A 14,845-nucleotide genomic window follows, 5' to 3' on the forward strand; every position below is an offset into this window, starting at 1 on the left:
CAGTAAATGAAAACCCAAGTCAAAGCCCTTGTTGTTGGCGGCGGTGCCGTTGGCACGTCGATTGCTTACCATCTGGCCAAAGCCGGTTGGGATGATGTGATGCTGATTGAACGCGATGAGCTGACCTCGGGCAGCACATGGCACGCCGCTGGCCTGCTGCCGCTGTTCAACATGTCCTATGCGACAACGCACATTCACAAGTATTCGGTCGATTTCTACAAGCAGCTGGAAGAAGAAACCGGTCTGAATGCAGGCTTCGCCGTTGTGGGCAACCTGCGCATGGCGCAGACGCAGGAGCGCATGGATGAATACATGCTCTATGCATCAACTGCGGAAACCTGTGATGTTGCTTACGAGTGGCTGTCACCGGATCAGATCAAGGAACGCTGGCCGCTGATCGAAACATCGGACCTGAAGGGTGCGATCTACCACACCGAAGATGGTTATATTAACCCTGCCGACGTGACACAGGCGATGGCCAAAGGTGCCCGTCAGCGTGGTGTTGAGATCGTTCGTAAACTGCAAGCCGATGCCTTCCACTGGACCGGCACGCATTGGGAAGTCACCTGCACCAAGATGGTGGAAAAGGGCGGTAACCTGGTTGAGAGCGACGAGAAGGTCGTCATCACTGCCGAACACGTTGTCACCGCATCAGGTAACCACGCGCAGCGCACTGCAAAAATGCTGGGCATCAAGATGCCAGCCATCCCGGTTGAGCACACCTTCATCGTCATGGACAAAGACCCTGAGCTGGTCAAATGGCGCGAAGCCGGCAACCCAGAGCACCCTGTTGTGCGTGATGCCGACAATGAATCTTACGCCCGCGAAGAGCGTGGCGGCTGGATCTTGGGTATTTATGAGCACGGCGCGCCAGCACGTTTTGAACACGGCGTACCTGACAGCTTCCGTGCGGACCTGTTCCCACTGGATCTGGACCGGATCGCTGATCAGTACATGGCGATGGCGGAACGCGTTCCATCCTGCGCCGAATCTGGCCTGAAAGACGATTTCAACGGCCCGATCTGCTACACCCCAGACGGCAACCCATTGGTTGGTCCGGCTCCCGGTCTCCGTAACATGTGGCTGGCTGAAGGGTTCTCCTTCGGTATCACCGCAGCGGGCGGCACCGGCTACTACTTGGCGCAGATGATGGTCGACGGCGAAGCCGAGATCGACATGGCGTCGCTGGATCCCAAGCGCTACAGCAGCAACTGGATGACTACTGAATTCGCGGCACGCAAAAACGAAGAGTGCTACGAACACGTCTACATTCTGCACCACCCTGACGAAGAGCGCCCTGCCGCCCGCCCGTTGCGGACCGCACCAGCATTTGATCGTCAAAAGGCACGTGGCGCACAATTTGGCTGGGTCAACGGTTGGGAACGCCCGAACTACTTTGGCCCGGTAGATGCAGCAGAAAACTTTGACCATGAGGCGCGAAGCTTCCGCCGTGGCGGTTGGTGGCAACATGCTGTGGATGAAGCAAAAGCAATCCGTGAAGGCGTCGGTCTGATCGACGCGACTGCGTTTACCAAGCACGTTGTCAAAGGACCGGGCGCAACCGCGTTCCTCGATTGGTTCACCTGCAACAAGCTGCCAAAGGTCGGACGGATCAACCTGACCTATGCGCTGACATCACACGGCACCACCCGCACCGAATACACCATCGTGCGTAATGGCGAGAACAACTACTACCTTGTTTCTGCTGGTGCCTGGACAGAGTACGACGCCGACTTCCTGCGCAAGGCAGCCGAGGACAAGATGGATGAGTTCGGTTACATCGAAATTCAGGACGTCACCACGCAATGGGGTGTCTTCGCCATCGCTGGTCCAAAATCGCGTGATGTACTAAAAGAGATCATCGTCGACGCAGACAAGGAAACTGCGCTGTCGAACAAGCGTTTCCCATGGCTGTCTGCCAAACAGATCGAACTGGGCATGTGCCCGGTTAATGCGATCCGCGTGGCCTACACCGGTGAGTTGGGTTGGGAACTGCATCACCCGATGGAAATGCAGAACTACCTCTTTGACCTGTTGGAAAAAGCTGGCGAAAAGCACGGCATGAAGCTGGTTGGCGCCCGCGCGCAAAACTGGCTGCGTCAGGAGAAATCCTATCGCGCCTTTGGCAACGAACTGGGTCGCGACGCGAACCCGCTCGAGGCCGATCTGCCGCGCTTTGTCGATCTGGAAAAAGACTTCAACGGTAAAGGCAAAATGGTCGAAACTGGTGTGCGCGTGAAATGCTGTACCCTGCTGATCGACGGCCCTGCCGATGCCGACCCATGGGGCCGCGAAGTTCTTTACACGCCTGAAGGTGAGCGTGTTGGTCGTCTGACGTCGGGTGGCTATTCGGTCGCCTTCGAGAAATCCATTGGCATGGGTTACGTCAAGCCCGAGCAGGCGGTTGAAGGCACCAAATTGCAGGTCAAGATTCAGGATAAGTTGTGGGATGCAGTTGTCACCTGCGACAGTCCGTATGACCCGAAAAACGCCGTGATCCGCGTCGACGGTTAAGCGTCGCGTTTAACTCAATTTGGAAACGGGCGGCCTTGAGCCGCCCGTTTTGTATTGTGAGTGTTCAAAATCCTGCGGGAACCGTAAAACTCGGAGGTGTCATCAAGCATGACTCAGAAGTGTTAAGAACCCTTTAAAGTCAACGCATCAGCTTGCCCAGAACATCATCCAGAGCCGAACCATCGCCGTCAGCATCCAGAAGTCCTGTTAACATCGACAGATCAACGTCACCTTGCTGAGCGTTTCCGCCACCAACGAGATTACCTATCATACCCATCAAACCACCGCCTTGGCCCTGGGCGCTGGCCTGCATTGCAATCATTCCGTCAATCTGGCTATCTGGCATCTGTTTTTGCAATCCACCTTGGACCATCGCAGCAAGGGCAGGGAGGAATTGTTGAACTAACCCTTGATCAACACCTGCGCGTTGGGCCGCTTCATTCGCCAGATCCTGCGCCTCGTTGCGGCCACCCATGAGACGCTCAAGAAAGTCGAGCCCTTGCGCCTGTCCGCTTTGGCTGGCCGCTGTTTGGGCGTCGTCAAACATGCCTGCCTGATTTTCACCGCGCAGAGCACCCAAAATATCGTCTAATCCACCTGATTCAGCGCGTTTGCGTGCAGCTGATCCAATTGCCGGAGCTAGCATTTCCGTCAGACTATCGGCCTGACTCTGAGCCAACCCAAGTTGTTGTGCTAATTGTCCAAGGCCCTGACCACCTTGTGCCTGCTGCAACAAATTCATCAGTGACATCATTACTCTCCTATATCAAATGCGCAAAAACTTGGCGCAAATGCACCACAGCTTGGATCCAGAATTAAGGGGAATATTCCGAGCTTCACTACAGTTCTGACATTAGGTAAACGTTTGGCCGCTATCTTTGACGTGCGTTCAACCAGCGTTTCCAATCGGCCTTGCTGCCCACAAAGACGTTAAGATCTACATCCCCCTCAACCCCGGAAATCACCCCGGTTGCCGAGTATTGCCAGAAGCTCCATTTCTGCCCGGGATAGGCCCTGTCCAGCGTCTTCGCGGTGGAGCGCAGCCAGTATTCTTCGCCTGCCATCTGATGCAGGTTTGCGTCTTTGTAGAACTGCGGCGTGGTGTAAATGATTGGCCGTTGGCCGTAACCCCGCTCAACGATTTTCAGAAACGTTTTCATTTGCTTTTGCACTTCGGCAGCAGGGGGGCGCTTCTTGCAGGTTGGGGAAAACGGGTTCCACTCCATGTCCAGAACCGGGGGCAGGGCGCCCTTGTCTTTCTTCGCATTCTTCAGGAACCAACGTGCCTGCACTTCGGGTTTGGTGCAGAAATAGTAGAAATGATAAGCCCCGCGTGCGACCCCGGCCTTTTTCGCCCCGCGCCAGTGATCGGCATACATAGGGTCCAGCAGATCACCGCCTTCGGTCACCTTGATAAAGGCAAAGTTCACGCCATCTTTGCGGGCCCTTTTCCAATCAATCCGCTCCTGAAACCGCGCCACATCGATGCCATGCACCGGGTAAGTCGACGGCGCGCGGCTCTTCCAGTTGACCGGTTTGCTGTCGCCGAATTTGGCTTTGCGCACATCCTGTGCCTGCGAGTCTGGGGCGATAAGGGAAAGCGAAGCGATCAGGGCTAAAGTCAAAGCGCGCAACATCAAAAGTCTCCGGAACAAATCGGTTGAATCTGTCCTTAGCCTAGCAAGCGCTCTGATAAACACAACCTGTCAGACGGCGGGTTTTTGCCAGATCAGGAACAGGTTGTTGGCGGGCATCTCGATGGTATCGTGGGGTGCAAGGCCCTGGTCCAGTCCCCATGTCATGACATCCTCATGATCTTTGTAGCCGGTCTCGGGATCATGGGACTGTAGGCGGCTGTGAAAGCTCTGATCGCCTTCGCTCGTGGCGCGGCCCTCACGCAAGAATGGACCATAGATCATCAAACGGCCACCGGGGTTCAACGCCTGCGCAGCTTCGCGGATAATGCATTTGGATTCATTCGTGCTGATGAGATGCAGCAGGTTGACCAACAATACGCCATCCTGTGGAGCGTGAGCTGTGGCCCAGCCTGGATTCACCGCATCCAAGGTAACTGCTGACTTCAAGTTCTCCAGTTCTGCCTCATCCGCCCAAGCATCGATGCTGCTCAGGCGGCTGGGGTCCATATCTGTTGGTTGCCATATGAGATTTGGAAACGCCTTTGCCAGTGCGACAGCGTGCTGTCCTGTCCCGCTGGCCAATTCCAATACATTGCCAGAGGCAGGCAGGAACCGGCGCAACGCATCCACAATTGAATCCTTGTTGCGTGCTGCCGCCGGAGCCGAGAGTTTTCCGCCTCCTTCAGGAGAAGCAACCGACGCAACACCGGAGAGTGGGGGGCGAATTGGCATTTGGGTATCCTTATGAATGTCTGCAAAAGATATCGCGTGCATTAGTGTTCTCAAATGTAAAAGCCCCACCAATCGGCGGGGCTTTAAAAAAATATCTAGAAATCTTATTGCGGGATGTCGCCGTCCAGCCCTTCGACATAGAAGTTCATGCCCAGAAGCGTACCATCATCGGCCACTTCACCTTCGGCAAGCCAGTCTGAGCCGTCCTGTTTTTTCAACGGGCCGGTGAAGGGATGATAATCGCCGGCGGCAATTGATTCTTTCAATGCGAGCGCTTCGGCTTTCACATCAGCAGGCACTTTGTCGGTGATCTCTCCGATCTCGACCATGCCCGGCGCGATACCATCCCATGTGGCGACGCTTTCCCATGTGCCATCCATGACGGCTTGCGTACGCGCAATGTAGTAAGGCGCCCAGTTGTCGATGATTGAGCTAACCCGTGGCCCGTCGATGTATTCGGCCATATCCGAAGCCTGACCAAAGCCAATGACGTCGCCTGCTTCCTCGGCCGCGGCCAGTGGCGCGGTTGAATCAGTATGCTGCAGGATCACGTCGGCTCCCTGATCGATCAGGGCCTTGGCAGCATCGGCTTCTTTTGCCGGATCGAACCATTCAAACACCCAGACGATCTTGAACTGCACATCAGGGTTAACCTTCTTGGCATGGATATAGGCCGCGTTGATGCCCCGGATCACCTCTGGGATTGGAATCGAGCCGATGTAGCCGATGATGTTGCTCTTGGTCATCTTGCCTGAGATATGGCCCTGCACCGCGCGGCCTTCGTAGAAACGCGCCGAATAATTCGCCATATTATCGGATGTCTTATACCCTGTGGCGTGCTCAAATTTCACATCCGGGAACTTCCCCGCGACATTCAGCGTTGGATCCATATAGCCAAATGAGGTGGTGAAAATCAGGTCCGCACCCTGCAGCGCCATCTGCGTGATCACCCGCTCGGCATCCGGGCCTTCAGGAACGCTTTCCTGATAAACGGTCTCGACCTTGTCGCCGAAATGCTCCTCGACGGCCAGACGACCCTGGTCATGCTCATAGGTCCAGCCGCCGTCACCGACCGGGCCGACATAGACAAACCCGACCTTGGTCTTGTCTTCGGCCACCGCCGCGCTGGCCGTGCCCAGCGCCAGCACAGCACTGGCAAGCAGATTGATAAACTTCATGAATAATACTCCCTGTTTATTGGCAGCATGCCATTAGGATGAGGCATGGAAGATTTTGCCCAGCGATGCCGGGGCCTTGTTTTTGTCTGACGACATGATGACGAGGACGACGATGGTGATCAAGTAGGGCGACATCGAAAGATATTCGACTGGGATGGCGACGCCTGCCGCCTGCAAGTTGAGCTGCAACACCGTTACCCCTCCAAACAGCCACGCGCCCAACAACACGCGCCCGGCGCGCCAAGAGGCAAAAACCACCAGCGCCAGCGCGATCCAGCCGACACCGGCGGTCATACCTTCGGTCCATTGTGGTACGCGAACCAAGCTGATGTAGGCCCCGCCCAGACCGGCGCAGGCCCCACCGAACATGATCGCCAGTACGCGCACGCGTACCACCTTGTAGCCCAGCGCATGCGCCGCATCGTGGTTTTCCCCCACCGCACGCAGGATCAGCCCGATGCGGGTGTATTTCAGCACCGCCCAGACTGCCGCCACCAGCAACAAGCCCAGGTAGATCATGATATCATGCGCTGACAAAACCGTGCCGATTCCCGGCAGATCCGACAGCACGGGAATGTCCAGCTTGGGCGTGCTTGGCGGCTTGATCCCGACATAGCCCTGCCCCAGCAGGGAACTCACCCCCAGCCCAAACAGCGTCAGCGCCAGCCCGCTGGCCACCTGATTGGCCAGTGCATATTGCGTCAGCAATGCAAATAACAGCGACAGCAGCGCCCCCCCAACAGCCGCCGCCATAAAGCCCAGCATCGGCGAATCCGTGTTCACGGCGGCGATAAAGCCGCAGATCGCCCCGGTGATCATCATGCCTTCAACGCCAAGGTTCAGCACCCCGGCGCGCTCCACCACCAGCTCGCCAATGGCGGCATATATCACGGGCGTCGCCGCAATCATGAGTGAGGCCAGCAACAGTGCGGGTTTGATTGACGACAGATCCATCACGACACCTCCGCACGGGTCAAACGCAGGCGGTAATTGGCCATCAGGTCCACCGCCAGCAGGAAAAACAGCATCATGCCCTGGAACATTTGAATGGCCGCTGCGGGCAGGTTCATGTTCGACTGGGCAATTTCACCGCCGATGTATGTCAGCGCCATCAACAGCCCCGCCAGTAAAATCCCCACCGGATGCAAGCGACCCAGAAAGGCGACGATAATAGCAGTAAAGCCATAGCCGACGTTGAAATCGATGCTGACCTGCCCTGACGGGCCAGAGATTTCATACATCCCTGCCAACCCGGCCAGCGCGCCGGAGATGCCCAAACAGAACACCGTCAACCGGTTTGGGTTCACCCCGGCAAACCGCGCGGCCCGGGGGGCCTGTCCCAGTAGGCGGATGTTGAAGCCCAGAATATGCCGGTTCAGTAAGATATAAGCGCAGATCACCGCCAACAGCGCGGTGATCCCACCCCAATGCAGACCTGATCCGGTGAACAGCTCGGCATTATGGGCCGACTCGTATTGTTGCAGGTTGCGACTACCCGGAAAACCGTGACCTTCGGGGTTGCGCATCGGGCCCAGCGCCATCGCGGCCAGCAGTTTTTCCGCCACGTAGACCAGCATCAAGGAGACCAGAATTTCATTGGTGCCAAACCGCACCTTCAGCAGCGCCGGGATCATCGCCCAGGCCCAGCCGCCCAAGGCACCCGCCAAAATCATCATCGGAAACAGGAACCATGCATCCAGCGGATAGAACGTCAGCGCCACGCCCGCGCCACATAGCGCGCCGATGATATATTGTCCCTCAGCCCCGATGTTCCAGATGCCGGCCCTGAAACCAAGACTCAAGCCAATGGCGATCAGGATCAGCGGCCCCGCTTTGATCAGCAGTTGCGGACGATAGTAAAACGCAAACTCCCCAAACAGTGGATCCCAGAAGATCGTGCGGATCACCTCGAACGGGTTCTTCCCCAATAGAGCAAACAATCCGCCGCCCACCACCATCGTGATCAGCACTGCCAACACCGGTGCCAAAGCAGCCCATTGTTTGGAGGGCTGCGCGCGTTTTTCAAGCCTCAACATGCGCCACCTCCATGCCATGTGCCCCACCCATCATCAGGCCGATCTGTTCCATGTTCAGGCTCTCGGTTTCCCGAATGTCGGACAAGCGTCCCTCGTTGAGCGCAGCAAAATGGTCAGAGATTTCAATCAATTCATCCAGATCCTGACTGATGCAGAGGATGGCAACACCTTCGGTTGCCAGATCCAAAAGTGCTTGCCGGATCGCCGCTGCCGCTGCTGCATCCACGCCCCAGGTGGGCTGGTTCACCACCAGCACCTTGGGGCGTTGCAGCACCTCGCGGCCGATGACAAATTTCTGCAAATTCCCGCCCGACAATGCGCGCGCGGCCGTTTCCGTGCCCGGCGTGCGCACATCGAAACTTTCGATCACCGATTGGGCAAACTTCTGCGCCGCGCCCCATTTCAGGAAGCCACGGCTGGTCAAGTTTTCCCGTTCCGCCCCGGTGAGCAAGGCATTTTCTGTCAGGCTCATGTCTGGCGCTGCGGCGTGGCCCAGTCGTTCTTCGGGTGCGGTCAGCAATCCCATCTTGCGCCGCGCTGCCGGGGCTAACCGCCCAATGACCTCGCCTTCAAAGACAACCGCATCAGCAACCGTGCGCATCTCACCAGACAGCGCGGCCAGCAATTCATCTTGCCCGTTCCCAGCGACACCGCCGATGCCCAAAATCTCACCCGCGTGCAGCTCCAGGCTGATCTCGCGCAGTGGGGTGCCAAATTCATTGGGGGACGGGGCCGAAAGTTTATCGATCTTCAACACCACATCGCCCAGCGCATGACGGCTGCGCTCTGGTGTCTGGAACGATGATCCAACCATCATCTCCGCCATCTCCCGCGCGCTGGTCTCACTTGGCACGCAGGAGCCCACATTCTGCCCGCGCCGCAGCACGGTGGCGTGCTGGCACAGCTCACGGATCTCATCCAGCTTGTGCGAGATATACAGGATCCCCACACCCTGCGCCGTCAGCTTTCGCAGGGTTTCGAACAGCACGCCCACCTCTTGCGGGGTCAACACGCTGGTCGGCTCATCCATGATCAGCAGCTTCGGATCCTGTAGCAAACAACGAATGATCTCGACCCGCTGCCGCTCACCCGCCGACAGATCGCCTACGATATGATCGGGTTGCAGGGGCAGGCCATAGGTTTCGCTCACCGCCTTGATCTGGTCGGACAGATCACGCATCGGTGGAGGGTTCTCCATGCCCAAGGCGATGTTTTCCGCCACGCTCATCGCATCAAACAGCGAAAAGTGTTGAAACACCATCGCCACCCCAGCCTGCCGCGCAGTATGTGGGTTCGCTGGGGTAAAGGATTGGCCCTGAAACTTCATCGACCCGCTGTCTGGTTTCACCAAGCCGTAGATCATTTTGACCAAGGTGGATTTGCCCGCGCCGTTCTCTCCCAACAGCGCATGTACTTCGCCCGCCCGCAGCTCCATCGAAACGGAATCATTTGCCACAACACCCGGATAGGTTTTGGTCAGGTTGCTGATGGCCATAAGTGTCTGTACCAAACTGCTTCCCCAACTTTGGCCCTGATCCCTGACGACTCTAGCCCAGCCACATTGTTAAGCTCAATGCTTTCATTGGCGTTGAACGATTTACCCAACGCAAAACCAATCGACGTCTTTCGCCCTGCACCCCGCCGAGCTAAGGTGCTGCTATGACCAGCACTTCACGATTCATTCACCTGCGCGTTCACACCGAATACTCCCTGCTCGAAGGGGCAATGCGGTTGAAAAAACTGCCCGGCCAATGCGTTGAAATGGGCATGCCCGCTGTCGCGGTGACCGACACAAACAACATGTTTTCCGCTCTGGAGTTTTCGGTCTCGGCGCAGGGCGCGGGATTGCAACCGATCATGGGCTGTCAGCTGAGCCTGAACTATGTTGCGACTGTCCCCGGCGAACGGCCCGCGCCGCCTGCACCCATCGTTTTGCTGGCTCAGAATGAGCAAGGCTATGAAAACCTGATGAAGCTGAACTCGTGCCTGTACCTGCGTGGCAGTGATCAACTGCCCCATGTCACACTGGAGGAATTGGAGCAATTCAGCAGCGATTTGATCTGCCTTTCAGGTGGCCCCGATGGCCCTCTGGGCCGACTTTTGCAAAACGGACAACGCCCCGCTGCTCAGGCCCTGATGCAGAGGTTTTCGACAATCTTTGGCGATCGACTTTATGCCGAACTTCAACGCCATCCGGGTGAGAGCGGCCTGCCCGAAGCGGAGCAGCTCTCGGAACGCGGCACCATCGATCTGGCCTATGCCATGGACATCCCGTTGGTCGCCACCAATGATGTCTATTTCCCCAAGGCCGAGATGTTCGAGGCCCATGATGCCATGCTCTGCGTCGCCGAAGGCGCCTATGTGGACCAGTCCGAGCCGCGCCGCCGTTTGACCGCCCAGCACTACTTCAAATCGCCAAAGGAAATGGCCACGCTGTTTGCTGACCTGCCCGAAGCGATTGAGAACACCATCGAGATCGCCCAGCGCTGCGCCTTTGGTACCTATCGTCGTGATCCGATCCTGCCCAAGTTCGCTGATGACGAGGTGGAAGAACTGCGTCGTCAGGCGCAAGAGGGGCTCAAAGCACGCCTCGCTGTGATCCCCCATGCCGCTAGCGTTGAAGACTACGAAGAACGGCTGGAGTTTGAGCTGGGCATCATCGAGGGCATGGGCTTCCCTGGCTACTTCCTGATCGTTGCCGATTTTATCAAATGGGCCAAGGACAATGATATTCCGGTTGGCCCGGGCCGGGGTTCGGGCGCGGGCTCGCTGGTGGCCTATGCGCTGACAGTCACCGACCTTGATCCGCTACGCTATAGCCTGCTGTTTGAACGGTTTCTAAATCCTGAACGGGTGTCGATGCCCGACTTCGATATTGATTTTTGCATGGACCGCCGCGAAGAGGTGATCCAATACGTGCAGGAAAAATATGGCCGCGACAAGGTTGGCCAGATCATTACCTTCGGTGCCCTTTTGTCCAAGGCCGCCGTGCGTGACATCGGTCGTGTATTGCAGATGCCTTATGGTCAGGTCGATCGCCTGTCCAAGATGATCCCGGTCGAAGGCGTCAAACCCGTCAGCATCGAAAAGGCGCTGGAACAAGAGGAACGCCTACGCACCGAGGCGAAGTCAGAGGAAGTCGTCGACCGCCTGCTGAAATACGGAATGCAGGTTGAGGGGTTACTTCGAAACGCCTCAACTCACGCCGCCGGGGTGGTGATCGGTGACCGACCCTTGGATGCGCTGGTGCCGCTCTACCGCGATCCGCGGTCCGATATGCCCGCCACCCAGTTCAACATGAAGTGGGTCGAGCAGGCCGGGTTGGTCAAGTTTGACTTTCTGGGTCTGAAAACCCTGACCGTGATTGAGAACGCCATCAAACAGATACGCGCCGGTGGGCGGCAGCTGCACGAATCTGCTGACGGCAGCGTTATCTATGAACCCAAAGAAGGGGCCGAGAACGACATAGGTCACATCCCGCTGGATGATGAACTGACCTACAAGCTCTACGCCTCGGCCAAAACCGTCGCCGTGTTCCAGGTGGAAAGCGCGGGCATGATGGATGCGCTTAAGCGCATGAAACCCACCTGTATCGAAGACATCGTTGCCCTTGTGGCCCTCTACCGCCCTGGCCCGATGGAAAACATTCCGACCTATTGCGAGGTGAAAAACGGCCTCAAGGAACGCGAGTCGGTGCACCCGCTAATCGACCATATCCTTGAGGAAACCCAAGGCATCATCGTTTACCAGGAACAGGTGATGCAGATCGCGCAGGTCATGGCGGGTTACTCATTGGGTGGCGCTGACCTGCTGCGCCGGGCGATGGGTAAAAAAATCAAAGAGGCGATGGACGCCGAACGCCCCAAGTTCGAAAAAGGCGCGGCTGAAAACGGAGTTGAGAAGAAAAAGGCGTCTGAGGTTTTCGACCTTCTGGAAAAATTCGCCAACTACGGCTTCAACAAATCCCACGCCGCCGCCTATGCTGTGGTCAGCTATCAGACTGCATGGCTCAAGGCCAACCACCCGGTTGAATTTATGGCTGGGGTGATGAACTGCGATATGCACCTGACCGACAAGCTGGCGGTGTATTTCGAAGAGGTAAAAAAGCAGCTTGGTCTGCCCTATGCGCCGCCTTGCGTGAACCGGTCCGAAGCGACATTCGTGGTGCAGGACGGCGTGTTGCACTACGCGCTGGGCGCACTCAAGAATGTCGGTGTTGAGGCGATGAAGCTCATCACCGATGCCCGCGAAGACAGCCCCTTTGTCACCCTGTTTGATTTCGCTCGCAGGGTGGATCTCAAACGCGTGGGTAAGCGTTCGTTGGAAATGCTGGCCCGTGCCGGGGCATTTGATCAGCTGGATCGGAACCGCCGCCGGGTGTTCGGCAGCATTGAAGCGTTGACCAATTATTCCGCCGCCATACATGAGCAGCGCAACTCAAATCAGGTGTCCCTGTTTGGCGAGGCGGGTGATGACCTGCCTGAACCCCGTCTGCCGCAGATGGATGATTGGCTGCCCGCCGAGCGCCTGACCGAAGAATTCCGCGCCATCGGGTTTTACTTGTCTGGACACCCACTGGATGACTACCTTGCCGTGCTCAAACGCAAGGATGTCAAAACCCTCGACGAGGTCGCGCTCAAGGTCGAACGCGCCCCTGCCATCGTAAAAATGGCCGGCGTCGTGGCCGGACGGCAAGAACGCAAATCCGCCCGCGGCAACCGCTTTGCCTTTGCCCAGCTCAGCGACACGACCGGCGGATATGAGGTGACGCTGTTTTCCGACGCACTGGAAAAATCCCGCGAGTTTCTGGAAACCGGCTCATTGGTGGTCCTGACGGTCGAGGCGGCAATGGAAAGCGACCAGCTCAAACTGCTGGGCCGTTCTGTCGCCCCGGTGGATGATGTGGTGGCCGGTGCGGGCACCGCAGGCCTCAAGATCTTTATCGAAGAAGCCTCGGCCATCGCCTCCGTCGCCTCGGTGCTTGATGGTGCGGCCAAATCCGTCAAAAGCGGCGGTCGCGGCCCGATCCAGTTCTGCCTGCTCGATCCCGAACTGCCCGGCGAGGTCGAGATCGACACCGGCACCGAATACCCCGTGAACCCCCAAATCAAAGGCGCGATCAAAAGCCTTGCCGGTGTGATGGCGGTTGAAGAGTTTTAAACTCAAGGCTGCTGATATCGGGATCAGTCTCCGACGTGGATTTTAATGTCATTGGGATACGGGCACCCGACACCTGTTTCGATCAAATCGCGCAGGCTCAAAAGATAGCACGTCCATTTGGTGCTGAAATACAAGAACTCAGTGTCCGTTGCCGCTGGGTTTTCATGCTCCAGCGTGACCCAAACCTGATCATGATCAGATTTGAATGAAAATAGCAGCGTAGAATTCTGCCACGGGCCAGGGCCGGACACGCAGTGCAGGCCAACTTTTGCATTTTCGTTCAGTTCATCGATCCGAAATGACAAGGTCACAACATCGGCAAAATGCAAGTCCAGAACCTCTCCAATAGTCGGTGTGCCGTCGGTGGTTGTGGCCCACCAGCCGTTCAAACCTTCCGGTTCATGCATGGCACGGTAAATTTCCTTAATTTCGCCCGCGATACCGACTTGGTGCGTGATTTTTGCCATATTGTGCCTACCCCACGACTAGTTTCTGTTCGGTCTCATTCTAGGTGATGAATGAATTAGGGTCACCCCGTTAAGAACGCCAGTCACGCAAGGCAACGTGCCAAATGAAAAATGATGGCTCAGGCCACTGATTTGGACGGCGGGCCCTGCCCGGCGTCGCTGCGCCCCCTGTTTTCGGGCAAAAGTATTCAGCAACCTCCAGCCTGAATTCGACCCCGACAAACACCCCCATAGACCTGACACCCTGTTTTCGTGTAAAGCCTCCCCAACCTGTAAGGGGAATCCTTTGAAGCTGCCGCTTTTCATCTTGGTTTCCATGTCTCTGGTCGCTTGTTCCGAGCCGATCAGTGATATGCCGCGTTTCGCAGCTGAAGATGTCGCCGACGGCGCGCCGCTCTTGGAGATTGCGCCAAAGGACAGCAAAAACGGCCCACCACTCGCGGCTCTGTCTGGCCCCGTTCCCTTTGGCAAAGTGGTCAAAAACTGCAGCGTCCGGGGCAAACAACTGGGCAAGGCTGTCGAGAAACACCCCGCCAGATCGCCCAAATACAAGCTCTATGACAGCAAACCCGGTGCCACCGGCCTGCGCACTTTCTATGTCACCGGTTTTGCCGATGGCTGTGCCCGCCAGTTTAGCGCCGCCTTGGCGGTGTTCGGATCGGTCACGCTGCACGAACAGATCCGCTATGGTCTGCCTGCGGAAATCCACCCCTACAGCGACACCGACAAAGCCTATGACAAGCTGAAATCGAAAACCTGCGGCGTGCCCAAGCGCAAACCCTGCGGCCGCAAGATCAGCCGGCTGGAGCGCGGCACGGTGTTTCTCAGCATCTATGAACGTTTTGGCGGCAACGCCCGCTGGAACAATGTGCTGCTGCACAATGGCCGCATCGCCGCACAGGATCGCAAGGGCGTCTGAGCCACCCTACCAATGCGGCGGACGTTCATTCCCCAACACAATCTGACCACCCTCATCAGCTTCGCGTCCGGCTTCGCGTTCCATCAGCAACTGCACCCGGCGCGTCAGCATCGCGATCTCGGTCTGCTGGCAGGCGACCTCTTGAGACAGTTCATCAACCGTGTGGGTCAGATGGGCGATATGTTCTTCAACGGTGCTCATG

General features: G+C 57.1%; 12 protein-coding genes. 3 read left to right on the plus strand and 9 right to left on the minus strand.

The features are described from left to right. Positions 1-6: 6 nt before the first annotated feature. Positions 7-2,514 (plus strand): GcvT family protein, encoded by a 2,508-nt coding sequence (locus ROA7450_RS19555; protein WP_085807648.1) that lies wholly within the window; start codon positions 7-9, stop codon positions 2,512-2,514. Positions 2,515-2,653: 139 nt separating this feature from the next. On the opposite strand, the gene ROA7450_RS19560 is transcribed toward ROA7450_RS19555, so the two are convergent. The 7 genes from ROA7450_RS19560 to ROA7450_RS19590 form a co-directional block, all read right to left on the minus strand. Then, positions 2,654-3,265, minus strand: a complete 612-nt coding sequence (locus tag ROA7450_RS19560) for a DUF937 domain-containing protein (protein WP_234999610.1) — start codon at positions 3,263-3,265, stop codon at positions 2,654-2,656. Positions 3,266-3,386: 121 nt separating this feature from the next. Beyond that, entirely contained in the window at positions 3,387-4,151 is a 765-nt protein-coding gene (locus tag ROA7450_RS19565) for a glycoside hydrolase family 25 protein (protein ID WP_085807649.1), read from the minus strand. Between the two features lie 69 nt (positions 4,152-4,220). Continuing rightward, positions 4,221-4,883, minus strand: a complete 663-nt coding sequence (locus ROA7450_RS19570) for a DUF938 domain-containing protein (RefSeq protein ID WP_085807687.1) — start codon at positions 4,881-4,883, stop codon at positions 4,221-4,223. A gap of 104 nt (positions 4,884-4,987) precedes the next feature. Continuing rightward, the gene (locus ROA7450_RS19575) at positions 4,988-6,061 is read right to left on the minus strand and encodes a BMP family ABC transporter substrate-binding protein (RefSeq protein WP_085807650.1); all 1,074 of its coding nucleotides are present in this window, start codon (positions 6,059-6,061) and stop codon (positions 4,988-4,990) included. Positions 6,062-6,094: 33 nt separating this feature from the next. Next, positions 6,095-7,015 carry an ABC transporter permease gene (locus ROA7450_RS19580; protein ID WP_085807651.1) on the minus strand — a complete coding sequence of 307 codons (921 nt, stop codon included), beginning with the start codon at positions 7,013-7,015 and terminating at the stop codon, positions 6,095-6,097. Beyond that, complete coding sequence (locus ROA7450_RS19585) at positions 7,015-8,097, minus strand: ABC transporter permease (RefSeq protein ID WP_085807652.1); 1,083 nt, start codon at positions 8,095-8,097, stop codon at positions 7,015-7,017. The genes ROA7450_RS19580 and ROA7450_RS19585 overlap by 1 nt, the downstream gene beginning before the upstream one ends. Further along, a complete protein-coding gene (locus tag ROA7450_RS19590; RefSeq protein WP_143534547.1) occupies positions 8,084-9,607 on the minus strand; it encodes an ABC transporter ATP-binding protein in 1,524 nt (507 codons plus the stop codon). Before ROA7450_RS19590 ends, ROA7450_RS19585 begins: the two co-directional genes overlap by 14 nt. Positions 9,608-9,756: 149 nt before the next feature. Here ROA7450_RS19590 and dnaE point away from each other — a divergent pair, with 149 nt between their 5' ends. Further along, positions 9,757-13,257 carry a DNA polymerase III subunit alpha gene (dnaE, locus tag ROA7450_RS19595; RefSeq protein ID WP_085807654.1) on the plus strand — a complete coding sequence of 1,167 codons (3,501 nt, stop codon included), beginning with the start codon at positions 9,757-9,759 and terminating at the stop codon, positions 13,255-13,257. Between the two features lie 23 nt (positions 13,258-13,280). On the opposite strand, the gene ROA7450_RS19600 is transcribed toward dnaE, so the two are convergent. Next, on the minus strand, positions 13,281-13,724 hold the full coding sequence (locus tag ROA7450_RS19600) for an SRPBCC family protein (RefSeq protein WP_085807655.1): 444 nt from the start codon (positions 13,722-13,724) through the stop codon (positions 13,281-13,283). A 286-nt stretch (positions 13,725-14,010) separates the two neighbouring features. Here ROA7450_RS19600 and ROA7450_RS19605 point away from each other — a divergent pair, with 286 nt between their 5' ends. Next, positions 14,011-14,643 carry a hypothetical protein gene (locus ROA7450_RS19605; RefSeq protein ID WP_085807656.1) on the plus strand — a complete coding sequence of 211 codons (633 nt, stop codon included), beginning with the start codon at positions 14,011-14,013 and terminating at the stop codon, positions 14,641-14,643. 6 nt (positions 14,644-14,649) lie between these two features. Here the strand turns inward: ROA7450_RS19605 and ROA7450_RS19610 are convergent, their stop codons facing one another. Beyond that, entirely contained in the window at positions 14,650-14,844 is a 195-nt protein-coding gene (locus ROA7450_RS19610; RefSeq protein WP_085807657.1) for a SlyX family protein, read from the minus strand. Position 14,845 lies beyond the last annotated feature (1 nt).

The organism is Roseovarius albus, assembly GCF_900172335.1.
Lineage (GTDB): Bacteria > Pseudomonadota > Alphaproteobacteria > Rhodobacterales > Rhodobacteraceae > Roseovarius > Roseovarius albus.